A 23597-nucleotide genomic window follows, 5' to 3' on the forward strand; every position below is an offset into this window, starting at 1 on the left:
AGCGGTCGCTCGGACGGTAGGCGGATGCTATCCCATACCCGACGGTGTTCCGGGCCTCACACTTGCGCCGCCGTCCCGGCCGCCGACTTCGCGGCCTCGTCCGTCAGCAGCTCCCACGTGGCCTCGAACCACGCCTTCATGCCGTCCACGAAGGTCGACCCCGGTGAGTCGGCACGGGCGTCGCGGACGTGGTGGGTGAGCGTCGCGCCGAGCCCGAGGACGTCCACGGCCCGGACCTCCTCACCGGTTTCGAACATCACCGGGCGGACGATCGGTATGTACGGGCCGTGCAGCACCTCGGAGCGGTTGATGACGTAGAGCTTGAACGTGGGCGCGAAGGGGGCGTGACGGAATTCGTACTCCACCCTGGGGACGAGCTGCTCGGCGCTCAGCTCGCCGAGGACCTTGTGCAGCGAGGCGGTGTGGGCCTCGGTGATGCCCCGCAGCCGTTCCCGCAGCCGTTCGTCGTGCCCCGGCTCCACCCCGCGCGGATAGGGCAGCGCGTCGATCGCGGACGGCAGGATCAGGCGCAGGGCGATCCGCCGGGGCGCGATGATGCCGGCGCGGATCCGCTCCGCCTGCAGATGGATGTGGGTGTCCAGGCTCTCTGAGGTCAACGTGTAGATGTCCAGCGTGACTTCGGGCTGCTCGAACGCCTCGGCGATCAGCGGCCCCAGGGTCAGCTGGCGCCGGGACCTGCTCGCCCGGGGCGTCGAGGACTGGATGCGCTGGTTGCGCACCACCCGCGAGCCCTTGCCCTGGCGGGACTCGATCCACCCCTCACCGCGCAGGACGCGCAAGGCCCGCTGCACGGTGTCCCGGGAGATCCCGAACTCCCCGGCCAGCGTGGCCTGGGAGGGCAGATAGGTCTCCACCGGATAGAAGCCGTCGGCCATCCGGGCCCGCAGCTCCTCCGTGACCCGGTGAAACTCGTGGCCGCCGGTCTCGTCCTTCCGCTCCGTCGTCACACGCGGTACGTACCTCCCGCGCACCGTCGGCAAACCCATGACCGTCAGGCAACCAGTCAAGTCAACTGTGCGGTTACTGGATCTAGTTGGCCGGGCATGCTGCCACAAGCAGTCAACTTCGTCAGTCAACAGCGCGGACTTGAGGGGTTGACCGGTTGCCGGGGGCCCGGAAGGGGTGCAAGCCGTGACGATCCATGTGCTCGGATTCGACGTGCAGATCGACGACCTGACCCAGCTGGTCCTCTGGGGCGTGGGGGTCCTGGCGTCGCTGCGGGCCTGGGCCCGTAAGCGGCGGGGCCGGCCGGAGGCCGGGATCCCGGAGACCGACGCCCCGGAGGCCGGGATCCCGGCGGCCGCACGGCCCGCCGTCACCAGCCCCGCAGCACCCGCAGCAACGGCTCCAGCGACGCGACGACGCGCCCGGCCCCGGCATCCCGCAGAAGCTTCCCCTTCCGATCGTTACGCGCGTAGCCGAGAAAGGGCACGCCTGCGTCGTTCGCGGCGGCGAGGTCGGACGGCGAATCGCCGATCATCAGGGCCGCCGAAGGGGCGGAGCCCGTCGCGGCCAGCGCCCGGTTGAGGCAGTGCGGGTCGGGCTTGAGGAGGTGCAGCTCGGTCGTACGGCCGTAGATGTGGGGGGCGAAGCAGCCGGTGAGGCCGCGGTCGTTCAGATAGGTGCGGACCACCTTCGGGGAGTTGTTGGTGGTGATGGCCAGCCGGGCGCCCACCGCGGTCCAGGTGCGTATCAGGGGATCGGCGTAGGCGGTGGGCAGCGCGGATCCGGCGGCCCGCAGCTCCTCCTGGGTGAGACGTTCCTCCAGCTCGGTCACGAGGTCGCTGCCGGGGTGCCGCAGGTCCACCGCGCGCAGCACCTCGTGCGGGTCGAGCGAGTCCCGCTCGGAGTCGCTGAGCAGGTTGTTCAGCCCGCGCCCGGCCAGCCAGTCCACCAGCTCGGTCGCCACCCGTTCGGCCTTGTGCCGCGCGAACAGACGGCAGATCGGCCCGTCGAAGTCCCACAGGACCACCCGGGCACCCTCGATCAGACCCCGGAGCTCGTCGATCTCGTCCGCGGTCCGCGTCGTGTCGGTCTGCGTCGCATCGGTCTGCGTCGTCGCATCAGAAGTCACTAGGAGAGTGTCAGGTCCGTGGTGATGGTTTCCCAGAGGGCGTCGAACCACTTCTGCGATTGCTCCACGAACGCCGCGTCCCGCTGCCCGGCCCGCTGCTCGAAGGAGAACAGCAGGGACTCCGAGCCGAGCGTGTCGTACATCTCCAGCGTCCCGCTGTCGGTGGGCTCCGCGCGGCGCGTGACCATGTAGTGCGCGAACAGCGCCTCGACCCCGTTGAGCAGGTACAGCTTGACCGGCGGGGTGAACGGCAGCGCCCGGAAGGTGACATGGACGTCGATGTCGTGGGTGCCGCGCAGCGCCTGCAGGTTGTACTGCAGGACCTGGCCCTGGGCGTTGCGCATGGCCAGCCAGCGCCGGTGCACGGCGTGGTCCTCCTCGCTCCCGGCGTCGACCGACACCGGGAATGCGAGGCTGATGTCGCGGGACGGCAGCAGGATGCGGGCGTCGATCCGCTCGGGGCGCAGCCGGCCCTCGTGGATCAGGCGCAGCGGCTCGCCGAGCGCGGGGATCAGGCTCTGGGCGGTCAGGCAGAGGGCGTCGATGCGCACGTGCGGCGCCGAGAAGGCCTCGGTCAGCCGGGGCGCGAGCGCCACCATGGTCGGCTGCGGCTCCCCCCGCTGGGGCTGCGGCTCGGCGACCCGCGGCGGGCTGCCCTTGCTGACGTCGGCGAGCAGCCCGTCCTCCTGGAGTGCCCGCAGCGCCTGGCGTACGGCGCCCCGCTCGACGCCGAACTCCCCGGCCAGCTCGGCCTGGGTGGGCAGCCGCTCGCCCGGCTGCAGCCCGCCGGTGCGGATCCGCTCGCGCAGGGTGTCGGCGATCTCCTGGGGCGTGAGCCTCCTGCTGCCGTTCACTGCCACATGCTCCTGGGTCACGACCAAACGCTACAACTTTGATCCATCTATGGGGAGTTGCCGAGAAGTTGTTTATGAACTCGGACCAAGTGGGGACAACTTAGTTGGAGTTGGTTGCCAACTTTTCCGAGTTGGCCAATCTTCTGAAGGGGGAACCGCCGTGCCTGCCCTCGCTCTCCTCGTCGAGCAACTCGTCCAGTGGAAGTACGGCGTCGCCGGCGCCGTCGGACTGCTTCTTATCTCCGTCGGCATCGAGACCAAGAGCCACAAGGCCCTCTCCGCCGGCGCCGTGCTGCTCGCCGTGCTCCTCGCGGGTCCGGCGCTGTAAAGCCTCACCAGTCCTAGGAACTGAGCAGAAGCTCCGAACTGATCGTCTCCCACAGCGCGTCGAACCACAGCCGCGACTGCTCCACGAACGCGGCGTCGCGCTCCCCGGCACGTCGCTCGAAGGCGAACAGCATCGAGCGCGTGCCGTCGGCGTCGTACAGCTCCAGGTGCTCGTGCTCGATCTCCCGCTCGCGGCGCTTGAGCGTGTAGTACGCGAACAGCGCCTCGGAGCCGTTGAGGAGATACAGCTTGACCGGCGGGGTGAACGGCAGGGCCCGGAAGGAGACCCGGACGTCGACGCCGTGCGTGGTGCACAGCGCCAGCAGGTTCTGCCGCAGCACCATGCCCTGGGCGTTGCGCTGGGCCAGCCAGCGCCGGTGCAGCAGACCGTGGTCGTCGGCGGCCACCGGGGCCGGGAAGGCGAGGTCGATGTCACGGCTGGGCAGCAGCACCCGGACGTCGATCTTGGCCGGTTTCAGACGTCCCGCGTGGATCTGCCTCAGCGGCTCGCCGACGGCCAGCGTGAGCGAGACCGAGGTCAGGCAGAGCGCGTCGATCCGCACGTGGGGGGCGGCGAAGGCCTCCGCTATCCGGGGTGCGAGGCCGACCATCGTGGGCTGCGGCGCCGCCGGTCCGGCCGGCATCCGGGCCGGTCCCGGCACCGCCGCCACGGTGGCCGGGCTGCCCTTGGACACGTTGGTGAGCAGACGCTCCGACTGCAGGATGCGCAGGGCCTGGCGCACGGCACCGCGTTCGACGCCGAACTCGACGGCCAGCTCCGCCTGCGTGGGCATGCGCTGACCCGGCCGCAGCAGCCCGGCCCTGATCCGGCTGCGCAGTTCGTCGGCGATGTCGCGGTGGGACGTATGGGGCCGCTGTGACCTCGTCCGTCCACTGGCGGAGGCGTGCTCCGGGTCCACGGACAAACACTACAACTTCCCGCCAAGTTCCGGCAGTTCGTCGATAGCTGGTTATGAGCCGCTTCCTGGCGGACATAAGTACGGTGAAGTTGGCTGCCAACTTGCAGGACATGGTCAAGCTTCCCAGTGGTTGGCCGACCGGGCTCCCTTCCGGAGGGGAGCCGGGAGCCCGGGCAGGGGACGGCCACCGAAGCGCACAGTCACAACTGAACACGACATCGCACAGCCACAACTGAACACCGCCAGCACAGCCACAACTGAACAGCTCGCTACGGATGCACAGTCCAAAGCCGCCGGCAGGAGGGAGCGGTCAGCAGGCAGCGATCAGAAGATGTCCGGGCACCAAGGACGCGCGGACGAGCGGAACAGGGCGTCGGCCTTCCGGGCGGCGCCCTCTCGTTCTTCCCGCACCCGCCCGAGCGCCGCGAGCCGCAGCACCGACTCGCCGCCGAGCCAGACCGAGGCCAACTCGCCGACGCCCAGCGTGAGATCGGCGCCCTCGGTGGCCGCCGGCGCACAGAACGCCCCATCGGGCGAGGCCTCCAGCCGGAACCGGCCCCCGGCCAGCCCGGCGTCGTCCACGACCTCCAGGACCAGCGTGCCCGTCCCCTCGTACGTCCGCGCCTGGAGGGCCCGTACGACGTCCAGGATCCGCACCCACAGCCAGTCCGCGTGCCCGGTGATCCGGGCGGCGCGCGGATCGGGGAGGTAGCACGGCAGCAGGTCGTCGGGGCTGCGGAAGCCGGTCTTGACCTTGGTGATCCAGTCGATGGAACACAGGTAGTGCCACAGGGCGCGCTCGGCCGCCGGGGTGGTGGCGGTGAGCTTGAGCACGGAGGCGGTCTGGTCCGGCTGCTTGCCGTTCCAGGTGTCGTCGGACTTGTACGCCACCAGGCCCTGGACCTCGCCGTCGGCCGCGCGGTGGACGGCGTAGAACGGCTCGGTCCAGTCGGCGCGGTAACGGACGGCCCCGGTGTGCATCTGCCACCACAGCTCGTCCCGGCTGACCGCACCGGGCTGGGCGCGCCGGAACCGCTCGTGGAGCTCCGGGCCGAGCTTGCGGACCTCCGCCCCGTCCACCAGGTCGATGCGGCCCCCGTCGTCGGGGCCCGACCAGCGCGGATCGAGGCCGGCCCGGGGCACCTCCACGGTCCACTGGGTCGACCAGGTGGCCGGGCCGAAGCCGTAGCGGCCGTAGATCGGGTACTCGGCGGCGATCAGCGTGGCGACCACGTCGCCGCGCTCCTTCGCCGCCGCGAGGTCCTGGTTCATCATCCGGGTCAGCAGGCCACGGCGACGGTGGGTGGGGCTGACGGTGACGTTGCTGATCGCGTCCGCCGGGACCAGGCCGCCGCCCACCGCGGTGAGCTCCTGCGCGAAGGAACGGAAGGTGGCGACGCACCGGCCGCCGTCGAAGGCACCGAGCAGCCGGCCCGGCACGAACTGCAGGCGCCGGGCGTCGAGTTCCTCGGGCGTCAGGGCGGGTGGCTCCAGGAACCCGGTGGCCAGCGCGCGCTGCCAGTCCTCGAAGTCGGCCTCGGTGACTATCCGGACGTCGCTCATGGGGCCACGGTAGGCGGGCGCCGCGCCACCTGTCGCCTGGATTTCCACGCCTCCCGCACTCGCGGGCGCCGCCGCCCGCCCGACGTCATGTCAGCAGGTCGTCGACCTGTGCCTCGCCCACCCGGTACCGCCGCGCGATCTCCCCGCTGCAGTCGTCGGTCGTCCGCTGCAACCGCTGGCGACGCCGGGACACCTCCTGCTCGTACCGCACCAGGCGCCCCATCGCGCTGGCCAGTTCCGGGTCGGTCCGCGCCTGCAGGTCCGACAGCTCGACCTCGGCGAGCATCTCCGCGGCCAGCTGCCGGTACTCCTCGTTGTGCGGGGTGCCGAGCGTGACATGGCGGGCCGAGGAGCGGTGCCGGGCCGGGGCGTCCTTGAGGATCTCCGGGAGCCGGTCGACCATGGAACCGTCCGCGGGTGCCGGCACGGACGCGCGGCCCCGCCGGCACAGCTCCGCGCGCAGGATGTCGATCCGCCCCTGCAGCAGCCGCCGCACATAGCTGAGGTCCGCCTCGTCGCGCTGGGCGTCGCGGCGCAGCGTGCGCAGTTCGGGCAGGCTCAGCCGGGCGAGGTCGAGCGGATGGGGGTCCGCCCAGCTCGAAGAGTCCGGGGGATGCTCCGCGGGCAGCGCGGGGCCCGCCGGGCTCGCCGGCGCGTCGGCGCGCTGGGCGGGCGGCCGGTACGTCCCCTGCGCCCCCAGCCACCCGCTGGTACTCGGTGTGTTCATGTGCTTGTGACCGTCCCCTCGACCGGCGTGTGAAAGCATCGTGCCACCCCAACTGGCCGCTATGTGACCGAGTGCCCCCGAACGGCCCCAGATGGGGGGTAAGGGATCGATATTGGACCCCCTGTGACCGCGTACCGGGCACCCGGCATCATGGTCCGCATGCGTGCGGTGGTGCAGAGAGTGGACGGCGCGAGCGTCGTCGTGGACGGCGAGACGGTCGGCGCGATCGAGGGCGAGGGGCTGTGCGTCCTGGTCGGGGTGACCCATGAGGACACCAAGGAGAAGGCGGCGCAGCTGGCCCGCAAGCTCTGGTCGATCCGCATGCTGCAGGACGAGAAGTCGTGCAGCGACATCGACGCACCCCTGCTGGTCATCAGCCAGTTCACGCTCTACGGCGACGCCCGCAAGGGCCGCAGGCCCACCTGGAACGCCGCCGCCCCCGGCGATGTCGCCGAGCCGCTGGTGGACGAGGTGGTGTCCCGGCTGCGGGCGCTGGGCGCCACGGTGGCGACGGGGCGGTTCGGCGCGCGGATGCGGGTGTCGCTGACGAACGACGGACCCTTCACGGTGCTGATCGAGGTCTGAAACGGCACCGGATCGGCCGGTTTGTCCGACGGATCGAGGGCCGCCTGCGCACCCCGGGCACGGACGACATCGTGGTGACCGCCGACGCCGACGGCGCCGGCATCCGGTTCGCCGCCCCCGAGGACCCCGCCACCATCGAGAGCGACGCGGCCACCCGCGTCCTGCTGCTGTGGGGGCGGCGCCCGGCCGACCCGTCGCGCTGGCACAGCGCGGCCGGTCCGGAGGCGCTGCGGCGCGTACGGACTCTCCTGAGCGGCTACTGACGCAGTCGCGGTCCCCGTCGCACGACTACGGCTCGACCACGACCTCCTGCGCGGCGGCCGTCTCTCCGGCCAGGAGCCGCGCGTCCACGGGCACGTTCCGCTTCACCAGCGCCAGCGCCACCGGGCCCAGCTCGTGGTGCCGTGCCGACGTCGTCACAAAGCCGATCCTGCGGCCCTCCGGGCCCTCGTCGGCGAGCCGGATCTCCGTGCCCGGCACCGGCAGATGCACCTCGCTGCCGTCCAGGTGGAGGAAGACCAGGCGCCGGGGCGGCTTGCCGAGGTTCTGCACCCGGGCGACGGTCTCCTGCCCCCGGTAACAGCCCTTCTGCAGATGCACCGCCGTGCCGATCCAGCCCAGCTCGTGCGGGATGGTCCGGTGGTCGGTCTCGAAGCCGAGCCGGGGCCGGTGCTGCTCGACGCGGAGCGCCTCGTGGGCGAGGAGGCCGGCGGCGGGCCCGTGCGCGGCCGCGAAGGACTCCAGGTCCTCGCGCGGCAGGAAGAGATCACGGCCGTACGGCGTCTCGCGTACGACGACGCCCTGCGGCACCTCGGCGATGGACCCGGCGGGCAGGTGGACCACCGCGAAGTCGGCCGTCCGGTCGGCGACCTCCACGCGGTAGAAGAACTTCATCGACTCCAGGTACGCGAGCAGCGCGTCCTGCGTACCGGGCTCGACGTGCGCCCAGACGGTCGTGCCGTCGTCCACCAGGTACAGCGCGTGCTCGATGTGCCCGTGCGCGGAGAGGATCAGCGCCTCGGTGGCCTCACCGGCCGGCAGCTCGCTGACGTGCTGGGTGAGCAGCAGGTGCAGCCAGCTCAGCCGGTCCGCACCGCTGACGGTGATGACACCGCGATGGGACAGGTCGACGAAACCGGTGCCGTCGGCGAGGGCGCGCTGCTCGCGGAACAGGTCGCCGTAGTGGGCGGCGACACCTTCGTCCACACCCTCGGCGGGAACGGCGCCGGGCAGGGACAGCAGAGGGCTCTTCATACCGTCAGCCTACGACGTGGTAGTTGACCTCTTCAGCGAACAGTCCTTGCACCGGCCGAAGATCGCGAAGTGCTTCAGGTCGGTGTCGAACCCGAACTGCCGCCGCAGCTTGGCGGTGAACTCGGCGGCCACGTCCACGTCGGCCTCGATCACGCTCTCGCAGTCGCGGCAGACCAGGTGCAGATGGTGGTGGCGGTCGGCGAGGTGGTACGTCGGCGCACCGTGCCCGAGGTGGGCGTGGCTGACCAGGCCCAGCTCCTCCAGCAGCTCCAGCGTCCGGTAGACCGTGGAGATGTTGACCCCCGACGCCGTCTTCCGCACTTCGCCGAGGATGTCGTCGGGGGTCGCGTGCTCAAGGGTGTCCACGGCTTCGAGGACAAGCTGCCGCTGCGGCGTCAGCCGGTAGCCGCGCTGCCTGAGGTCGCTCTTCCAGTCGGTGCTCACCACACCCACGAGTCTAGGACCACTCGGTGTGGCCCACTTGGGGAAGACGGGCCTACTTGAAGAAGGCGATGCCGTCGTCCGGGAGGTCGTCCGGGAGGGCCTTGGCCCAGCGCTCGACGTCCTCGGGGGTGACGACCTTCTTCAGGTGGGCGGACATGTAGGGGCGCAGCTCGACCTCGGGGGTCTGCTTCTCGCCGACCCACATGAGGTCGCTCTTGACGTAGCCGTACAGGCGCTTGCCGCCGCTGTAGGGCTGGGAGGCGGCCGTGCGGGCGACGGCGTCCGTGACGAGGTCGATCTGCGGCTTCTGGTGGGCCATCTCGCCGTACCAGATCTCGATGACGCCGTCGTCGCGGGTCATCGTCACCTCGACCTTGCGGTCGGCGTCGATCCGCCAGTAGCCGGACTCCGACTCCAGCGGGCGGACCTTGTTGCCGTCGTTGTCGAGCACCCAGGTGTGCGAGTGGTACTCCAGGAAGTCCCGGCCGTCGTGGGTGAAGCTGACCTCCTGCCCGAAGTTGCACTTCTCCGAGCCGGGGAAGTCGTGCACGCCCGCCCCGGCCCAGTTGCCGAGCAGGAAGGCGAGCGGGACCAGGTCCTTGTGCAGGTCGGACGGGATCTCGATCATGAGGGAAGCTTCCTAGAGGTGGTTCAGCGCTGGCCCTGGTACAGCTTCTTCACGGTCAGACCGGCGAAGGCGAGCACGCCGACGCAGACCAGGACCAGCAGGGTTTCGAAGAAGATCTCCACGGGTGCTCCTTGGGCGAGGGTGGGCATACGACAGAGCCGGGCCCCAGCTTACGCGGCCGGGAGCCCGCTCTCTTTGCGAGGTCGTCCGTAGCGGCGTCACCCTTCGGGCCCCAGTCGAGCAGCCGCTGCTGCAGGACCACCGTCTGCTGGAACGGGATCTCCTTCGCACCGCCCGCGCGGGACTGCACCACGAGTGCGATGACGTCGCCGGAGGCCGCCGAGGGGTACGAGTCGTCCATCGTGCTGGAAGGAGCCCCGCGCAGGGCGAGCGTCGGATCGTCGTGGCCGCGGAACTCGTCGTCCTTCGCGGAGCCGGCCCGGCAGTGACGGCGCCCGCGGGATCGGTCGACGGCGCCACCGTCAGCGGCGTACTCACCGCCCTGTGAATGGCCACGCTGATCGGGACGATCGTCCTCACGGCTACGCTTCCCGTATGACCAACAAGCTCGTGATCAAGGTGACGGCCGGGGCCGATGCCCCTGAGCGCTGCTCGCAGGCGTTCACCGTGGCCGCGGTGGCCGTGGCCAGCGGGGTCGAGGTGTCGCTGTGGCTGACCGGGGAGTCGTCCTGGTTCGCGCTGCCGGGGCGGGCCGCCGCGTTCGAGCTGCCGCACGCGGCGCCGCTCCCGGATCTGATCGAGTCGATCCTGGCCGCCGGGCGCATCACGCTCTGCACGCAGTGCGCGGCCCGGCGCGAGATCACCGAGAAGGACGTCATCGAGGGCGTACGGATCGCCGGTGCGCAGGTCTTCGTACAGGAGGCGCTCGCCGACGGCGCCCAGGCGCTCGTGTACTGACGCCTCACGGGCGCGGGCGCTTCTTGCCGTCCAGCTCGTCCCACCACTCGTCCGACTGGGGATCGCCGGAGGGGTCGTCCCACCAGCGGTCCTCGGGGCCGCGCCGGTTCGCGATCATCGCGGCGACCGGCGGGATGATCATGGCCACGATGCACATGCCGACGGCCGCCGGCACCGACCAGATGCGCACGACCCCCCAGGCCAGGACGAAGAGGCCGATGCACGTCCCCATCATGGCGAAGTAGATGTGCCGCCGCCGCGCGTACATAAGTTCAGGGTAGGCCGTGGCCCGGATCCGGCACGCGGGACCGGCGTAGGCCACACCGGTCGGCGGTCGCGGCCGTTCGGTGGACGCACCGGCAGCGAGTCGGCTGTCACAAGTGATCCACATTCTTCCCCGGGCCGCGCGCCGCGGAGTTACCTTGGCGTAGCCAAACCACCGACCGCCGACCCGGGGGATACACCACATGCGCGCCCTGCGAATAATCCTGATCCTCGTCGTGATCCTGGGTGGGCTGTTCGTGATCGCGGACCGGGTGGCCGTGCACTTCGCCGAGGGGGAGGCCGCCGACAAGCTGAAGTCGACGGAGAACCTGGCCTCGACGCCGGACGTGAGCATCAAGGGGTTCCCGTTCCTCACCCAGGTCGCGGGCGGCTCGCTCGACGACGTCGAGGTCGGGATCAAGGACTACGAGGCCGCGACCGGGACCGCCGGGAAGACGATCCGGATCGACGATCTGCAGGCCGACATGAAGGGCGTCTCCTTCTCCGGCGACTACAGCTCCGCCACCGCCTCCAGCGCCACCGGCACCGCGACGATCTCCTACGCCGAGCTGCTGAAGACCGCCAAGCCCGAGCCGACCGAGGTCGTCCCCGGCCTCAAGGCCAAGGTCGTCAGTCTCGCCGACGGCGGCCACGGGAAGATCAAGGTGACGGCCAAGCTCACCGGCACGCTCGGCCCCCTGCCGATCAACCAGACCGTGTCCGTGCTCAGCACCGTGACCGTCGAGAACAACAGGGTGCAGGTACACGCCGACTCCCTGCCCAAGCTCGCCGCCGCCGCGATCGCCGAGAACCGCATCCGCGAGATCACCGACTTCCAGCAGGCCATCAACCAGCTGCCCGGCGGCGTCAGGCTGGACAAGGTGCAGGCCGCGCAGGACGGCGTGGAGATCAGCGTGCAGGGTTCGGACGTCAAGCTGGCGGGGTAGGACCACGCCCGGACGGCAGGCGTACGTCCGACTGGCGAGACGGGTCGTCCGTTGAGTAGACGCGGCGACCCGCCCGAGCGCTCGGGAGGCCGCGGGGCGGCCGCCGGGCGCTCTTCTCGTCCCGCCATACGGACGATCGTGTCTCGTCATATGACACGCCGGTGACACGCCCGCCCGGACGTCCCTACGATCGCATGCATGAAGCGACAGGCGGATCTCACGAAGCGGCGGGCAGTGGACCTGTGCCGCGTTGCCGCCATGCTCTGTCGCCCCTTCTGAGCGAAAGTCCCCGGCTTCCGCATCTCACCGCCGCCCTGCTGGAAGGGCACCCGTGCGCCGCTCGGGCCCTACGAGCGCGCACCCCTGTACTCGCACACCCCGCCGCAACTGCCCCGGAGGAGAAAGAGCATGAGCCGCACCGACGTCCTGGTCGATGCCGACTGGCTGCAGGAGCACCTGGACGACCCGGCCATCGCCATCGTCGAGGTGGACGAGGACACGTCCGCCTACGAGAAGAACCACATCAAGAACGCGATCCGCATCGACTGGACCAAGGACCTGCAGGACCCGGTCCGCCGCGACTTCATCGACCAGGAGGGCTTCGAGAAGCTCCTGTCGGAGAAGGGCATCGCCAACGACACCCTGGTGGTCCTCTACGGCGGCAACAACAACTGGTTCGCCTCGTACGCCTACTGGTACTTCAAGCTCTACGGCCACGAGAACGTCAAGCTCCTCGACGGCGGCCGCAAGAAGTGGGAGCTGGACGCCCGCGAGCTGGTCGCCGGCGACGAGGTCCCGGAGCGCGCCAAGACGGAGTACAAGGCCAAGCCGCAGGACACCTCGATCCGTGCCTTCCGTGACGACGTCGTCGCCGCGATCGGCTCGCACAACCTGGTCGACGTGCGCTCGCCCGACGAGTTCTCCGGCAAGCTGCTCGCCCCGGCGCACCTGCCGCAGGAGCAGTCGCAGCGTCCGGGTCACGTCCCGAGCGCCCGCAACATCCCGTGGTCGAAGAACGCCAACGACGACGGCACCTTCAAGTCGGACGAGGAGCTGAAGGCCCTCTACGCCGAGGAGGACGTGGACCTCGCCAAGGACACGATCGCCTACTGCCGCATCGGTGAGCGCTCGGCCCTGACCTGGTTCGTGCTGCACGAGCTGCTCGGTGTCGAGAACGTGAAGAACTACGACGGCTCCTGGACCGAGTACGGCTCCCTCGTCGGCGTGCCGATCGAGCTCGGCGCGAACAAGTAAGCCCACCCCTCATCCATCCCGACCGACCTCCCGGTCACACCCCTCTGGAGAAACAGCATGTGCGGAGCGAAGGCCGGCGGCCCGGACGCCTCGACGATCAAGCCCGGTGAGACCACGATCCAGGGTCAGGTGACCCGCGACGGCGAGCCGGTGACCGGCTATGTCCGTCTGCTGGACTCGACCGGCGAGTTCACCGCCGAGGTTCCCACCTCGGCGACCGGTCAGTTCCGGTTCTACGCGGCCGAGGGCACCTGGACGGTCCGGGCGCTGATCCCGGGCGCGACGGCCGACCGCACGGTCGTCGTGGCGGAGAAGGGCGCGCTGGCCGAGGTCGCCATCGCGGTCTGATCGGGCCTGCGCGAAGCAGCAGCACAGTGACGGTCGAAGGGCCGCATCCCCGGGGTTGGACGCCAGTGGGGGTGCGGCCCTTCGGCATGCGCGGTGGGCCGTTGCTAGCGCGACGCACCTCATTGCGCCAGTAACGACACGCTTGCTGCTGGGGTAGGCACTAGTACTAAGATCATCCAAAAGGTCTAGCGGTGAGTCAATTCACCTATTTCCACGGTGATTTGACGCCTCCTCGATGAACGGCGAGCGGCCGTTATCGGCCACAATTCCCCCAATTGGTGCACAAAAACCCAGTCTCTCGCCATTTCCGACATGACAGCCATAGCGGTCGGCGAATACGTTCCATGACGACCGGCCAACGTGTCGGTGTCTCAGAGACTGGAGAAGCACGATGAAGATCTCGCGTTCCACCGTCGTCACCGCTGCGGCAGCGGCTGCCGCGGCTCTGGCCGCGACCGGCGTCACCTACGCCTCGGCCGCCTCCGCCCCGGAGGCGGCGCCGGCCGTCCACCAGGCGGCCGCTGCCGCCCCGCTCGGTGGCGCCGGCAACAGCAACGGCAACGGCAACGGCAACAACAACGGCAACGGCAACAACAACAACGGCAACAACAACAACGGCAACAACAACTTCGGCAAGGGCAACGAGGGCCGCGAGGGCCGTGGTGGCGGCCACGGTGGCGGCTGGGGCGGCGGCTGGGACGGAGGCCGGATCGAGATCAACGAGCGGTCCTACTCCGCCCACCCGGGTGACTGCATCACCGTGGTCAGTGGCCTGGGCGCCAAGACGCTGAACATCCGGAACGACAGCCGCCGGGTTGTCGAGGTGTTCCGCGGCGCGGTCTGCGACAACGGCGCTCCCGTCGCCACTGTCGGACCCCACAGCCAGAGCGACGGCGTGCGCGTCCGCCACACGGAGGGCCTCCACGTCAAGGACGGCGTGGTCGGCAGCTTCCGCGTGGTCGGCTGCCCCTGGGGCGGCTGGGGCGGCGGCTGGGGCGGCGACGGCGGCTGGGGCGGCGACGGCGGCTGGGGCGGCGGCGACGGCGGCCGGGGCGGCGACGACGGCGGCTGGGGCGGCGGCGAAGGCGGCTGGGGCGGCGACGGTGGTGGCCGGTAACCCAGAGCCCGCCGGCAACCCGCAATCCGCCGGCAACTCACAGCCCGCTGTATGACATGGAGCCCCGGCCCGCCGGAATCGGGCCGGGGCTCCGGCTTGTCCCCCGTTCGGCAACGGACGGGGCCTGATCGAGGGGAACGGCTCTAACCGAGCGCCCTTCCCAGCACCCACACCACGGGCGCGGCAGCCGACAGCGGCAACGCCACCCCGGCCGTGAAGTGCACGAACCTCGACGGGTAGTCGTAACTGGCCACGCGGTGACCGATCAGCGCGCACACCCCGGCGGCCGCGCCGAGCAGCGCGCCCTTCGCGCCCAGCCCGGTCATCCCGCCCACGGCGATCCCCGCGCCGGCCGCCGCCAGCAGCGAGACCACCACCGACGCCGGTGTCGGCAGCGGCAGGACCCGGGCCAGGATCGCCACCGCCGCCGCCGCGGCGCCCACGGACACCGCGTGCGCGCCGGCGCCCAGGTACCCGGTGGCCAGCACCGACAGGGCCGACGAGACGACCGTCGCCATCAGGCCGTACATCCGCTCGTCCGGCGAGGCGTGCGAACGCAGCTGCAGGACCAGGGTCAGCAGGACCCAGATGCCGAGCGGACCGAGGATCGCCGCGGGGGCGTGGTCACGGCCGGCGACCAGCACCGCCGTGTCGGCCGCCAGCCCGCCCAGGAACGCCAGCGCGATGCCCTGCCGGGCCGGCCACATGCCGTTCAGTCGGAACCAGCCCGCCGCCGTCACGCCCTGCAGCACCACCAGCGGCAGGACCAGCGCGTACGAGGCGACCGGCGCCGCCGCGGCCAGCAGCAGGCCCAGCAGCGCGGTCAGCAGCGCCGGCTGCATACCGGGCTCGATGATCGGCGAACGGCCCTCGAGGCGCGCCCGCTGGGCGTCCGTGATCCGGGCGTTCCCGGCGAGCGTGGCGGGGCCGTAAGCCGGCCCGGACTCGGGTACGGCTTCCGGGGCGGGGGTGGCTGCGGGTGCGGGTGCGGTATGCGGCTCCGGTTGCGGAGGGGCCGCGTACTGCTGCTGGTGCTGCTGCTGGTACGGCTGGTGTTCCTGCTGGTACTGCCCCTCATACGCCTGCGACGGCGGATACGCCGCCTGCGCGGGCGCCTGCAGCGACGCGTGCGTCTGCGAATCCCAGGTCTGCCCCTGCCACTGCTGGGTGCGCTGGGGGTCGTAGCCGGGCTGCGGCCCGTGTCCGGCGTACTGGTCCTGCTGGGGCCACTGCTGCTGATAGGGGTCGTAGCCCTGGTAGCCCTCGTAGGGGCCCTGGCCCTGATACGGCTGGTCGCTCATCTCACCCTCCTGCGAACGGCGGGAGCACCTCGACCGTGCCGCCCTCGGCCAGCCGTACCGTCTCATGCGCGCGGGTCCCGACGGGGTCACCGTCGACGAGGAAGGAGCAGCGCTGCAGCACGCCTGTGAGTTCACCGGGGTGGCGCGCGCGCACGGCGGCCAGCGCGTCGGCGAGCGTGTCCGCGTCGTACGGCTCCTCGGCGACACCGGCCGCGGCCTTGGCGGCGGCCCAGTAGCGCACCGTGACCTTGGGCATCTGATTCCTCAATCGACAGCGAGCAAGAAATAAAGAGTGCAGTCAGGCTAGCCCGCCTTGACGGCCGCCCAGTCCGCGATCCGGGCGAGCAGGGCGTCGTCCGCCGCGTGCTCCGCGTGGCCCATGCCCACCGCCACCCAGAGTTCGCCGTGGTCACCGGCCGCCTCGGCGAGCATCCGGGGGTGGTCGAGGGGGAAGTAGCCGTCGCGGTCGCCGTGCACGATCAGCAGCGGGGTGGGGGCGATCCCGGGGACCGCCTCCGTCGGGGAGATCGGGACCGGATCCCACTCGCGGTGGTGGATCCGGGTGCGCAGGCCGTAGCGGCCGACCAGGCGGCCCTCGGGGCGGGTGACCAGCCAGTGCAGGCGGCGCATGGGAGCCGTGCCCCGGTAGTACCAGCGGGCCGGGGCGCTGACCGAGACCACCGCGTCGACCGTGCCGGGCTCCAGGGCGGCGTGCCGCAGGACCACCGAGCCGCCCATGGAGAAGCCGACGGTCGCCACACGCGCGTGCCCGCGGCCGCGGGCCCAGGCGACTGCGGCGGCGAGGTCCAGGACCTCCTTGTCTCCGACGGTGGAGCGGCCGCCGGAGCGTCCATGGCCGCGGAAGGAGAAGGTGACGACCGCGCCGTAGCCGCGCAGGACGCCCGCCACCCGTCGAACGTGCGGACGGTCCACGTCCCCGGTGAACCCGTGGGCGACGACGAACACCAGGTCACGGGCGGCCGAATGGCCGGTGTCGGGATCGGATCCGGAACTTTCGTATACGACGGCGCCCGGATCGTATACGGAATCGATCGGAATTCCGTCGGCGGTGCGCAGAAACGTCCGGATAGGCGCCTGTCTGCGCGTCTCGCGATTCGGACGAACGGTGGAATGCGCCACTTGACCTGCCGAACGGTTCCTCATGTGGGCTATTCTGCTGGGCATGAGGACTCGGGCAGTGCAGCCCCCGGGTCCTTTTGTGCTTTCGGAAGCGTTGTATACGAAGTGGGAAACCCCAGGCGAAGGCGCCGGGGAGGGCCCGCGGTGTACGGGGCCTTCGGGATCGCAGAGCAGTGCCCGTCCGCACAGCCGCGCAGGGACCGAGGAGGAACCAGACATATGAGTTCTCTGCTGCTCCTGACCAACGCCCTCCAGCCGTCGACGGAGGTGCTGCCCGCCCTCGGCCTGCTCCTGCACAACGTGCGGGTGGCCCCGGCGGAGGGCCCCGCCCTGGTCGACACCCCGGGCGCCGACGTCATCCTCGTCGACGGCCGCCGCGATCTGCCCCAGGTGCGCAGCCTGTGCCAGCTGCTGCGCTCCACCGGTCCGGGCTGTCCGCTGATCCTCGTCGTCACCGAGGGCGGCCTCGCCGCCGTCACCGCCGACTGGGGCATCGACGACGTGCTCCTCGACACCGCCGGCCCCGCCGAGGTGGAGGCGCGGCTGCGGCTGGCCATGGGCCGCCAGCAGATCGTCAACGACGACTCCCCGATGGAGATCCGCAACGGCGACCTCTCCGTGGACGAGGCGACCTACAGCGCCAAGCTCAAGGGCCGGGTCCTGGACCTGACCTTCAAGGAGTTCGAGCTGCTGAAGTACCTCGCCCAGCACCCGGGCCGGGTCTTCACCCGCGCCCAGCTGCTGCAGGAGGTGTGGGGCTACGACTACTTCGGCGGCACCCGCACGGTCGACGTCCACGTACGGCGGCTGCGCGCCAAGCTCGGCCCGGAGCACGAGTCGCTGATCGGCACCGTCCGGAACGTCGGTTATCGATTCGTTACGCCCGAGAAGGCCGACAAGGCCGAGCGGGCCGCCGAGCAGGCCAAGGCCAGGGCGGAGCAGGCAAAGGCGGAGGATGCGGACACATCCGCCGTCCGTGACGGCTCCGAGATCCACGCCGACGTCTAGCGCAGGCATGAACGCCGTTCGGGCCGGGCATTGCTTCCGCACATCCAAGCACTGATACGCCCTGCCCAGAACGGGTCAATCCGCGTAGACTCCGCGCGTGGCCAAGGTGACTCGGGATGACGTGGCACGGCTGGCTGGAACCTCCACCGCCGTCGTCAGTTATGTCATCAACAACGGACCCCGGCCGGTCGCCCCGGCCACGCGCGAGCGTGTCCTCGCCGCGATCAAGGAACTGGGGTACCGCCCCGACCGGGTCGCCCAGGCGATGGCCTCCCGGCGCACGGATCTCATAGGCCTGATCATCCCGGACGCCCGCCAGCCCTTCTTCGGCGAGATGGCGCACGCGGTCGAGCAGGCCGCCTCCGAGCGCGGCAAGATGGTCCTGGTCGGCAACACCGACTACATCGGTGAACGCGAGGTCCACTATCTGCGCGCCTTCCTCGGCATGCGCGTCTCGGGCCTGATCCTGGTCTCCCACGCGCTGAACGACCTCGCCGCCGCCGAGATCGACGCCTGGGACGCCCGGGTGGTCCTGCTGCACGAGCGCCCCGAGGCCATCGACGACGTCGCCGTGGTGACGGACGACCTCGGTGGCGCCCAGCTCGCCGTGCGCCACCTGCTGGAGCACGGCTACGAGTACGTCGCCTGTATGGGCGGTACGGCCGAGACCCCGGCCGTCGGCGACCCGGTCTCCGACCACGTCGAGGGCTGGAAGCGGGCCATGGCCGAGGCGGGGCTGTCCACCGAGGGCCGGCTGTTCGAGGCGCCGTACAACCGCTACGACGCCTACCAGGTCGCCCTGGACATCCTCTCCGGCCCCGAGCGGCCGCCGGCGATCTTCTGCTCCACCGACGACCAGGCGATCGGCCTGCTGCGGGCGGCGCGCGAGCTGCGCATCGACGTGCCCGGCAAGCTGGCGGTGGCCGGGTTCGACGACATCAAGGAGGCGGCGCTGGCCGACCCGCCGCTGACCACCGTCGCCTCGGACCGCTCGGCGATGGCCCGGACGGCGGTCGACCTGGTGCTCGACGACGGGCTGCGGGTGGCGGGGTCGCGGCGGGAGCGGCTGAGGACGTTCCCGTCCCGGCTGGTGGTGCGCACGAGCTGCGGCTGCGAGGCCTGAGCCGCACCGGCAGGTGTGGGCCCTGAGTCGCACCGGCAGGTGTGGGCCCTGAGTCGCACCGGCAGGTCTTTATATCGGGCAAACGAGGTTCTGCCGGGCTTCTCAGCGAGCACTCAGGAAGCTCTCATGGTCACGGGGGAGGCTTCTGACATGACCGAGAGCCAGGGTGGATACACCCAGCAGCCGAGCAGCAGCTACTCCACCTCCGTCAGCCCCGAGTGGCCGCCTCCGCCGCCGTACCCGCCGGTGACGGCGGTGGCGCCGGAGCCGCGGAAGAAGCACAACCGGGGTCCCGTCGCCCTCCTCGCGGCCGTCGCCATCGTCGCCGCCGCGGTGGGCGGTGCCACGGCGTACGGCTTCCAGGAGCTGACCGGCAATGACACGGTCTCCGCCACCGGTACGACCACGAACGTGGTGCCGACCGGCAAGCGGGGTGACGTCGCCGCGATCGCTGCCGCGGTCAGCCCGAGCGTGGTCGAGATAAGCGCGACTCTCAGCAGTGGCTCCTCCACCGGCTCCGGTGTGATCATCACGTCGAACGGCGAGATCGTCACCAACAACCACGTCATCTCCGGGGCGCAGTCGATCAAGGTGCGCACCAGTGACGGAACCAGCTACACCGCCGATGTCGTCGGCACCGACAGCTCCAAGGACCTCGCGCTGATCAAGCTTCACGGCGCGTCGGATCTGAAGCCCGCCGCCCTCGGCAACTCCTCCGGCGTCCAGGTCGGCGACTCGGTCGTCGCGATCGGCTCCCCCGAAGGCCTGACCGGCACCGTCACCAGCGGTATCGTCTCCGCCCTCAACCGGGACGTGACCGTCTCCACCGACGAGACCCAGGGTCAGGGGCAGGGCGGCGACGGACAGTGGCCGTTCCAGTTCGGCGGCCGTCAGTTCAACGGCGACACGGGTTCGTCCACGACGACGTACAAGGCCATCCAGACGGACGCCTCCCTCAACCCGGGCAACTCCGGCGGCGCCCTGATCGACGCGAGCGGCAACGTCATCGGCATCAACTCCGCGATGTACTCGTCGAGCCGGCAGTCCTCCTCGTCCTCGGACGCGGGCAGCATCGGCCTCGGGTTCGCGATCCCCGTCAACACCGTCAAGTCCGACCTGGCCAAGCTGCGGTCGGGCAACAACAGCTAGCGCGTGAGCCCCGCACCAGGCAGCGCGTGGCACGGCACCAGTCAGCAGGGAGTACGTCATGATCACCAAGGTTTCGCACCAGATCGCCGACCACGGTCCCACCGACCTCACCCTGGCCCTCACGGTCTCCTGGGACCTGCACGTGCCGATCCCGGCGCCCCGCAAGCCCGAGCAGGCGTCCCGTGCACCCGAGGTGGTCGTCACGCCGGTCCCGCAACTGATGGGCCTGCGCACCGGCCCCGTCCGCACCCACCGCCGCAAGGTCCCCATGAACCGCTTGACCGCGGCGCTGGCCTGACGCGGGGGGCGGGGCTGACGCCGGGGCGGGCCTGACCGTCGAGGTCCGGCCCGCCCCCAGGCCTGAGCCCCGGGTTGGGCCTGACCGCCTGGGTTGGGCCTGACACCTCAGGTTTGGGCCTGACCGCCGGGGTTGGACCTCACACCTCGGGTTCGGGCCTGACCGCCGGGGTTGGACCTGACACCAGCGGGAACTGGCCTCAGTCGGGCCCAGCGTCGGGCGAGCCCCAGACGGGACTGGACTCGAACGGGCCCGGCCTCGGGCAAGCCCCGGACAGCACTGACCCCGCACGGGCCCAGCCGCGGGTGGGCCCCGGACAGCACTGGACTCGGATGGATCCAGCCCTCTGGTGGGCCCCGACGGGACCGGACTCGGACGGACCCGGCCTCGGGTGGGCCCCGGACAGCACTCACCCCGCACGGGCCCAGCCCCGGGCAAGCCCCGGACGGGACCAGACTCGGACAGGCCCAGCCTCGGGTGGGCCCCGGACAGCACTGACCCCGCACAGGCCCAGCCCCGGACGGGACCGAACTCGGACGGGACCGGACTCGGACGGGCCCGGCCTCGGGTGGGCCCCGGACGGCACTGACCTCGGACGGGCCCAGCCTCGGGCGAGCCCCGGACGGGACCGGACTCGGACGGGCCCCGGACGGCACTGACTCCGCACAGGCCCAGCCCCGGACCAGCCCCGGACGACACTGGACTCGGACCGGGTGGGCCTCCGGTTCGGGCCTGACGACCGCCGGGTCCTGCCGCCGGACCGGAGCCGACCCCCGGACCGGGACCCGACCACCATCCGCGGCAACCGCCGCGGCGGCCGGCCCTCGGCACCAGCCTCGCCGACCGCACCGACCCCGCATCGACCACCGTCAAAGCCGGCCCGGACCGGGTTCGACCCCCGGCCAGGCCACCGAAGGCCGAGCACGAACCGACTGCCGAACCGACCGCCCCACGGGCCGCACCCGGCAGGTCTGCCTCCCGGACCGTCGGTCGTGGCAGGCTGAGAGTCAGCCGAGAGGCACCCCCATCCACCCGCCCCAACCACCGCACCCCGAGGAATCGCGAGCCATGAGCCCCGCCGAAGGCGACCCCCAGCGCATCCTGATCGTCGACGACGAGCCGGCCGTACGCGAGGCGCTCCAGCGCAGTCTCGCCTTCGACGGGTACGACACGGAGGTGGCCGTCGACGGCGCGGACGCGCTGGAGAAGGCGACCGCCTACAAGCCCGACCTGGTCGTCCTGGACATCCAGATGCCGCGCATGGACGGCCTGACCGCGGCCCGCCGTATCCGCGGGGCGGGAGACACCACCCCGATCCTCATGCTCACGGCCCGCGACACCGTCGGCGACCGGGTGACCGGCCTCGATGCCGGCGCCGACGACTACCTGGTCAAGCCCTTCGAGCTGGACGAGCTGTTCGCCCGTATCCGCGCCCTCCTGCGCCGCAGCTCGTACGCGGCGGCGGTGTCCGCCGAGGCCCAGGAGGACGAGGCGCTGACCTTCGCCGACCTGCGCATGGACCTCGTCACCCGTGAGGTCACACGCGGCGGCCGGCAGGTGGAACTGACCCGCACGGAGTTCACCCTCCTGGAGATGTTCATGGCGCACCCGCGCCAGGTCCTCACCCGCGAGCAAATCCTGAAGGCGGTCTGGGGCTTCGACTTCGAGCCCTCCTCCAACTCCCTCGACGTCTACGTCATGTACCTGCGCCGCAAGACCGAGGCCGGCGGCGAGCCGCGCCTCGTGCACACCGTGCGGGGCGTGGGGTACGTCCTGCGGCAGGGCGGCGCCGAGTGAGCAGGCTGGTACGGCGCTACCGGTCCCTGCCGATCAGGGCCCGGCTGGCGATGCTGGTCGCGGCGGCGGTGGCGTTCGCGGTGGCGGCGGTCTCGGTGACGTGCTGGTTCATCGTGCAGGGGAAACTGTACGACCAGGTCGACACCGACCTGCAGAAGGCGATCCAGCGGCCCCAGATGGCGGACGACGTCACCACGCTGTTGTCCAGCTGCCCCCAGGCCCCGTCGGAGTCGGCCTTCGGGTTCCGGTCGCGCGGCAACTACTACTTCGAGCTGGTCAAGGCGGACGGCACGGCCTGCATCTTCTCGAACTCCGCGGGCGCGGTGAAGACCGTCTCCAGCGACCGGGACGTGGCGAAGTCGGTGGACAGCCGCAAGGGCCTCCTCCGCAACGGGACGGACAGCAACGGAGACGCCGTTCGCGTGCTGACCATGCCCTTGGTGGTCAACGAGGGCGTGGCGACCCCGCCCCAGCTGTACCCGAACACGGCCCTGCTGGTGGCCACACCGCTCAAGACCACCCAGGACACCCTCAACGACCTGGCCCTCATCCTGCTCCTCGTCTCGGGGATAGGAGTCGTCGGGGCCGGCGCCGCGGGCCTGGCCGTCGCCCGCGCCGGTCTGCGCCCGGTCGACAAGCTGACCGAGGCCGTGGAGCACGTGGCCCGGACCGAGGACCTGACCATCCGCATCCCCGTGGAGGACGACAGCGAGGACGAGGTCGCCCGGCTCTCCCGGTCCTTCAACTCCATGACCGCCTCCCTGGCCAGCTCCCGCGATCTCCAACAGCAGTTGATCGCCGACGCCGGCCATGAACTCCGTACGCCGCTGACGTCGTTGCGCACGAACATCGAGCTCCTGACCCGCAGCGAGGAGACGGGCCGTCCGCTGCCGCCGGAGGACCGCAAGGCGCTGCTCACCTCGGTGAAGGCGCAGATGACCGAACTCGCCGCGCTGATCGGCGACTTGCAGGAGCTGTCCCGTTCGGAGGGGCAGCACGGTGAGCGGGTCCAGGTGGTGTCGTTCCAGGACGCGGTCGAGGCGGCACTGCGCCGCGCCCGTCTGCGCGGCCCGGAGCTGACGATCACGTCGGACCTGGAGCCCTGGTACGTCCGGGCGGAGCCCTCCGCGCTGGAGCGCGCGGTCGTCAACGTCCTCGACAACGCGGTGAAGTTCAGCCCCGAGGGCGGCTTGGTCGAGGTGCGGCTGACCGACGGCGTCCTGACCGTCCGCGACCACGGCCCCGGTGTCCCGCAGGACGAACTCCCGTACGTCTTCGACCGCTTCTGGCGCTCCCCCAGCGCCCGCGCCCTGCCCGGCTCGGGCCTCGGCCTGTCCATCGTGGCCCGCACGGTCCAGCAGGCGGGCGGCGAGGTCACCCTCTCCCCCGCGCAGGGCGGCGGCACGGTGGCCACGATACGGCTGCCGGGCGCGCCGACGCCGCCGCCGGAGACGCCGGAGACGACCGAGACCCTGGTCGGCTGAGCGAGCCGGCGGTCACTCCGGCTTCGGCAGGGCGCGCAGTCGCCGGATCCGG

General features: G+C 71.1%; 29 protein-coding genes. 16 read left to right on the top strand and 13 right to left on the bottom strand.

Going from position 1 to position 23597, the window contains the following annotated elements; translation table 11 throughout:
- Positions 1-56 precede the first annotated feature (56 nt).
- From ACFYOH_RS27930 to ACFYOH_RS27940, 3 genes are all read right to left on the bottom strand, one after another.
- Positions 57-968, bottom strand: coding sequence for a GntR family transcriptional regulator (locus ACFYOH_RS27930; protein WP_388630834.1), 912 nt, complete (start codon positions 966-968; stop codon positions 57-59).
- 368 nt (positions 969-1336) lie between these two features.
- Entirely contained in the window at positions 1337-1993 is a 657-nt protein-coding gene (locus ACFYOH_RS27935; protein ID WP_388631006.1) for an HAD family hydrolase, read from the bottom strand.
- A gap of 101 nt (positions 1994-2094) precedes the next feature.
- Positions 2095-2976: a FadR/GntR family transcriptional regulator gene (locus ACFYOH_RS27940; RefSeq protein ID WP_388630837.1), complete on the bottom strand. Its 882-nt coding sequence runs from the start codon at positions 2974-2976 to the stop codon at positions 2095-2097.
- A gap of 133 nt (positions 2977-3109) precedes the next feature.
- Here ACFYOH_RS27940 and ACFYOH_RS27945 point away from each other — a divergent pair, with 133 nt between their 5' ends.
- A complete protein-coding gene (locus tag ACFYOH_RS27945; protein ID WP_388630840.1) occupies positions 3110-3277 on the top strand; it encodes a hypothetical protein in 168 nt (55 codons plus the stop codon).
- Between the two features lie 13 nt (positions 3278-3290).
- Here ACFYOH_RS27945 and ACFYOH_RS27950 read toward each other — a convergent pair whose 3' ends face one another.
- The 3 genes from ACFYOH_RS27950 to ACFYOH_RS27960 form a co-directional block, all read right to left on the bottom strand.
- Complete coding sequence (locus ACFYOH_RS27950) at positions 3291-4202, bottom strand: GntR family transcriptional regulator (RefSeq protein WP_388630843.1); 912 nt, start codon at positions 4200-4202, stop codon at positions 3291-3293.
- Between the two features lie 318 nt (positions 4203-4520).
- Positions 4521-5759, bottom strand: coding sequence for a GNAT family N-acetyltransferase (locus tag ACFYOH_RS27955; protein WP_388630846.1), 1239 nt, complete (start codon positions 5757-5759; stop codon positions 4521-4523).
- An 85-nt stretch (positions 5760-5844) separates the two neighbouring features.
- Positions 5845-6486, bottom strand: a complete 642-nt coding sequence (locus tag ACFYOH_RS27960; protein ID WP_388630849.1) for an aerial mycelium formation protein — start codon at positions 6484-6486, stop codon at positions 5845-5847.
- Between the two features lie 159 nt (positions 6487-6645).
- Between ACFYOH_RS27960 and dtd the strand changes: the two genes are divergently transcribed.
- Both dtd and ACFYOH_RS27970 read left to right on the top strand, forming a co-directional pair.
- Positions 6646-7071, top strand: a complete 426-nt coding sequence (gene dtd, locus ACFYOH_RS27965) for a D-aminoacyl-tRNA deacylase (protein ID WP_351805233.1) — start codon at positions 6646-6648, stop codon at positions 7069-7071.
- 71 nt (positions 7072-7142) lie between these two features.
- Positions 7143-7334, top strand: coding sequence for a hypothetical protein (locus tag ACFYOH_RS27970; protein WP_388630852.1), 192 nt, complete (start codon positions 7143-7145; stop codon positions 7332-7334).
- Positions 7335-7359: 25 nt separating this feature from the next.
- Here ACFYOH_RS27970 and ACFYOH_RS27975 read toward each other — a convergent pair whose 3' ends face one another.
- From ACFYOH_RS27975 to ACFYOH_RS27985, 3 genes are read right to left on the bottom strand one after another with little or no spacing between them, the layout of a single operon-like run.
- Positions 7360-8325, bottom strand: coding sequence for a YgfZ/GcvT domain-containing protein (locus ACFYOH_RS27975; protein WP_388630854.1), 966 nt, complete (start codon positions 8323-8325; stop codon positions 7360-7362).
- Positions 8326-8334: 9 nt separating this feature from the next.
- Positions 8335-8772: a Fur family transcriptional regulator gene (locus ACFYOH_RS27980; protein WP_388630857.1), complete on the bottom strand. Its 438-nt coding sequence runs from the start codon at positions 8770-8772 to the stop codon at positions 8335-8337.
- Between the two features lie 49 nt (positions 8773-8821).
- Positions 8822-9397, bottom strand: coding sequence for an FABP family protein (locus ACFYOH_RS27985; RefSeq protein WP_388630859.1), 576 nt, complete (start codon positions 9395-9397; stop codon positions 8822-8824).
- A 320-nt stretch (positions 9398-9717) separates the two neighbouring features.
- On the opposite strand from ACFYOH_RS27985, the gene ACFYOH_RS27990 reads away from it, so the two are divergent.
- Positions 9718-9846 carry a hypothetical protein gene (locus tag ACFYOH_RS27990; protein ID WP_388630862.1) on the top strand — a complete coding sequence of 43 codons (129 nt, stop codon included), beginning with the start codon at positions 9718-9720 and terminating at the stop codon, positions 9844-9846.
- Between the two features lie 106 nt (positions 9847-9952).
- Positions 9953-10315 carry a DsrE family protein gene (locus ACFYOH_RS27995; protein WP_388630865.1) on the top strand — a complete coding sequence of 121 codons (363 nt, stop codon included), beginning with the start codon at positions 9953-9955 and terminating at the stop codon, positions 10313-10315.
- A gap of 4 nt (positions 10316-10319) precedes the next feature.
- On the opposite strand, the gene ACFYOH_RS28000 is transcribed toward ACFYOH_RS27995, so the two are convergent.
- Complete coding sequence (locus ACFYOH_RS28000) at positions 10320-10583, bottom strand: DUF3099 domain-containing protein (protein ID WP_388630868.1); 264 nt, start codon at positions 10581-10583, stop codon at positions 10320-10322.
- Between the two features lie 199 nt (positions 10584-10782).
- Here ACFYOH_RS28000 and ACFYOH_RS28005 point away from each other — a divergent pair, with 199 nt between their 5' ends.
- From ACFYOH_RS28005 to ACFYOH_RS28025, 5 genes are all read left to right on the top strand, one after another.
- Complete coding sequence (locus tag ACFYOH_RS28005; RefSeq protein WP_388630870.1) at positions 10783-11526, top strand: DUF2993 domain-containing protein; 744 nt, start codon at positions 10783-10785, stop codon at positions 11524-11526.
- A 198-nt stretch (positions 11527-11724) separates the two neighbouring features.
- Positions 11725-11805: an Ms5788A family Cys-rich leader peptide gene (locus ACFYOH_RS28010; RefSeq protein WP_350751515.1), complete on the top strand. Its 81-nt coding sequence runs from the start codon at positions 11725-11727 to the stop codon at positions 11803-11805.
- 129 nt (positions 11806-11934) lie between these two features.
- The gene (locus ACFYOH_RS28015; protein ID WP_388630873.1) at positions 11935-12780 is read left to right on the top strand and encodes a sulfurtransferase; all 846 of its coding nucleotides are present in this window, start codon (positions 11935-11937) and stop codon (positions 12778-12780) included.
- 57 nt (positions 12781-12837) lie between these two features.
- Entirely contained in the window at positions 12838-13128 is a 291-nt protein-coding gene (locus tag ACFYOH_RS28020; RefSeq protein ID WP_384776111.1) for a DUF1416 domain-containing protein, read from the top strand.
- A gap of 391 nt (positions 13129-13519) precedes the next feature.
- Positions 13520-14245, top strand: coding sequence for a hypothetical protein (locus tag ACFYOH_RS28025; RefSeq protein WP_388630877.1), 726 nt, complete (start codon positions 13520-13522; stop codon positions 14243-14245).
- A 143-nt stretch (positions 14246-14388) separates the two neighbouring features.
- Here the strand turns inward: ACFYOH_RS28025 and ACFYOH_RS28030 are convergent, their stop codons facing one another.
- From ACFYOH_RS28030 to ACFYOH_RS28040, 3 genes are read right to left on the bottom strand one after another with little or no spacing between them, the layout of a single operon-like run.
- On the bottom strand, positions 14389-15546 hold the full coding sequence (locus tag ACFYOH_RS28030; protein ID WP_388630879.1) for a hypothetical protein: 1158 nt from the start codon (positions 15544-15546) through the stop codon (positions 14389-14391).
- Between the two features lies 1 nt (position 15547).
- Positions 15548-15802: a MoaD/ThiS family protein gene (locus ACFYOH_RS28035; RefSeq protein WP_388630882.1), complete on the bottom strand. Its 255-nt coding sequence runs from the start codon at positions 15800-15802 to the stop codon at positions 15548-15550.
- A gap of 47 nt (positions 15803-15849) precedes the next feature.
- Positions 15850-16710, bottom strand: coding sequence for an alpha/beta hydrolase family protein (locus tag ACFYOH_RS28040; RefSeq protein ID WP_388630885.1), 861 nt, complete (start codon positions 16708-16710; stop codon positions 15850-15852).
- 195 nt (positions 16711-16905) lie between these two features.
- Between ACFYOH_RS28040 and ACFYOH_RS28045 the strand changes: the two genes are divergently transcribed.
- The 6 genes from ACFYOH_RS28045 to ACFYOH_RS28070 all read left to right on the top strand — a co-directional run bounded on the left by ACFYOH_RS28045 (position 16906) and on the right by ACFYOH_RS28070 (position 23545).
- Entirely contained in the window at positions 16906-17694 is a 789-nt protein-coding gene (locus ACFYOH_RS28045) for a winged-helix domain-containing protein (RefSeq protein ID WP_388630888.1), read from the top strand.
- A 97-nt stretch (positions 17695-17791) separates the two neighbouring features.
- Complete coding sequence (locus ACFYOH_RS28050; RefSeq protein WP_388630890.1) at positions 17792-18817, top strand: LacI family DNA-binding transcriptional regulator; 1026 nt, start codon at positions 17792-17794, stop codon at positions 18815-18817.
- A 150-nt stretch (positions 18818-18967) separates the two neighbouring features.
- The gene (locus ACFYOH_RS28055; protein ID WP_388630893.1) at positions 18968-19966 is read left to right on the top strand and encodes a S1C family serine protease; all 999 of its coding nucleotides are present in this window, start codon (positions 18968-18970) and stop codon (positions 19964-19966) included.
- Positions 19967-20024: 58 nt separating this feature from the next.
- Positions 20025-20264: a hypothetical protein gene (locus ACFYOH_RS28060; protein ID WP_388630896.1), complete on the top strand. Its 240-nt coding sequence runs from the start codon at positions 20025-20027 to the stop codon at positions 20262-20264.
- Positions 20265-21332: 1068 nt separating this feature from the next.
- A complete protein-coding gene (locus ACFYOH_RS28065; RefSeq protein ID WP_388630899.1) occupies positions 21333-22061 on the top strand; it encodes a response regulator transcription factor in 729 nt (242 codons plus the stop codon).
- A complete protein-coding gene (locus ACFYOH_RS28070; RefSeq protein WP_388630902.1) occupies positions 22058-23545 on the top strand; it encodes a sensor histidine kinase in 1488 nt (495 codons plus the stop codon). The genes ACFYOH_RS28065 and ACFYOH_RS28070 overlap by 4 nt, the downstream gene beginning before the upstream one ends.
- Positions 23546-23597 lie beyond the last annotated feature (52 nt).

The sequence above is a fragment of the Streptomyces sp. NPDC007856 genome (assembly GCF_042868225.1).
Lineage (GTDB): Bacteria > Actinomycetota > Actinomycetes > Streptomycetales > Streptomycetaceae > Streptomyces.

Excerpts from the sequence above, each read along its gene's own strand:
- ACFYOH_RS27955 (WP_388630846.1), bottom strand. The coding sequence starts at position 5,759 with ATGAGCGACGTCCGGATAGTCACCGAGGCCGACTTCGAGGACTGGCAG.
- ACFYOH_RS27960 (WP_388630849.1), bottom strand. The coding sequence starts at position 6,486 with ATGAACACACCGAGTACCAGCGGGTGGCTGGGGGCGCAGGGGACGTAC.
- dtd (WP_351805233.1), top strand. The coding sequence starts at position 6,646 with ATGCGTGCGGTGGTGCAGAGAGTGGACGGCGCGAGCGTCGTCGTGGAC.
- ACFYOH_RS27975 (WP_388630854.1), bottom strand. The coding sequence starts at position 8,325 with ATGAAGAGCCCTCTGCTGTCCCTGCCCGGCGCCGTTCCCGCCGAGGGT.
- ACFYOH_RS27985 (WP_388630859.1), bottom strand. The coding sequence starts at position 9,397 with ATGATCGAGATCCCGTCCGACCTGCACAAGGACCTGGTCCCGCTCGCC.
- ACFYOH_RS27990 (WP_388630862.1), top strand. The coding sequence starts at position 9,718 with ATGACGTCGCCGGAGGCCGCCGAGGGGTACGAGTCGTCCATCGTGCTG.
- ACFYOH_RS27995 (WP_388630865.1), top strand. The coding sequence starts at position 9,953 with ATGACCAACAAGCTCGTGATCAAGGTGACGGCCGGGGCCGATGCCCCT.
- ACFYOH_RS28000 (WP_388630868.1), bottom strand. The coding sequence starts at position 10,583 with ATGTACGCGCGGCGGCGGCACATCTACTTCGCCATGATGGGGACGTGC.
- ACFYOH_RS28005 (WP_388630870.1), top strand. The coding sequence starts at position 10,783 with ATGCGCGCCCTGCGAATAATCCTGATCCTCGTCGTGATCCTGGGTGGG.
- ACFYOH_RS28010 (WP_350751515.1), top strand. The coding sequence starts at position 11,725 with ATGAAGCGACAGGCGGATCTCACGAAGCGGCGGGCAGTGGACCTGTGC.
- ACFYOH_RS28015 (WP_388630873.1), top strand. The coding sequence starts at position 11,935 with ATGAGCCGCACCGACGTCCTGGTCGATGCCGACTGGCTGCAGGAGCAC.
- ACFYOH_RS28020 (WP_384776111.1), top strand. The coding sequence starts at position 12,838 with ATGTGCGGAGCGAAGGCCGGCGGCCCGGACGCCTCGACGATCAAGCCC.
- ACFYOH_RS28025 (WP_388630877.1), top strand. The coding sequence starts at position 13,520 with ATGAAGATCTCGCGTTCCACCGTCGTCACCGCTGCGGCAGCGGCTGCC.
- ACFYOH_RS28030 (WP_388630879.1), bottom strand. The coding sequence starts at position 15,546 with ATGAGCGACCAGCCGTATCAGGGCCAGGGCCCCTACGAGGGCTACCAG.
- ACFYOH_RS28035 (WP_388630882.1), bottom strand. The coding sequence starts at position 15,802 with ATGCCCAAGGTCACGGTGCGCTACTGGGCCGCCGCCAAGGCCGCGGCC.
- ACFYOH_RS28040 (WP_388630885.1), bottom strand. The coding sequence starts at position 16,710 with ATGAGGAACCGTTCGGCAGGTCAAGTGGCGCATTCCACCGTTCGTCCG.
- ACFYOH_RS28045 (WP_388630888.1), top strand. The coding sequence starts at position 16,906 with ATGAGTTCTCTGCTGCTCCTGACCAACGCCCTCCAGCCGTCGACGGAG.
- ACFYOH_RS28055 (WP_388630893.1), top strand. The coding sequence starts at position 18,968 with ATGACCGAGAGCCAGGGTGGATACACCCAGCAGCCGAGCAGCAGCTAC.
- ACFYOH_RS28060 (WP_388630896.1), top strand. The coding sequence starts at position 20,025 with ATGATCACCAAGGTTTCGCACCAGATCGCCGACCACGGTCCCACCGAC.
- ACFYOH_RS28065 (WP_388630899.1), top strand. The coding sequence starts at position 21,333 with ATGAGCCCCGCCGAAGGCGACCCCCAGCGCATCCTGATCGTCGACGAC.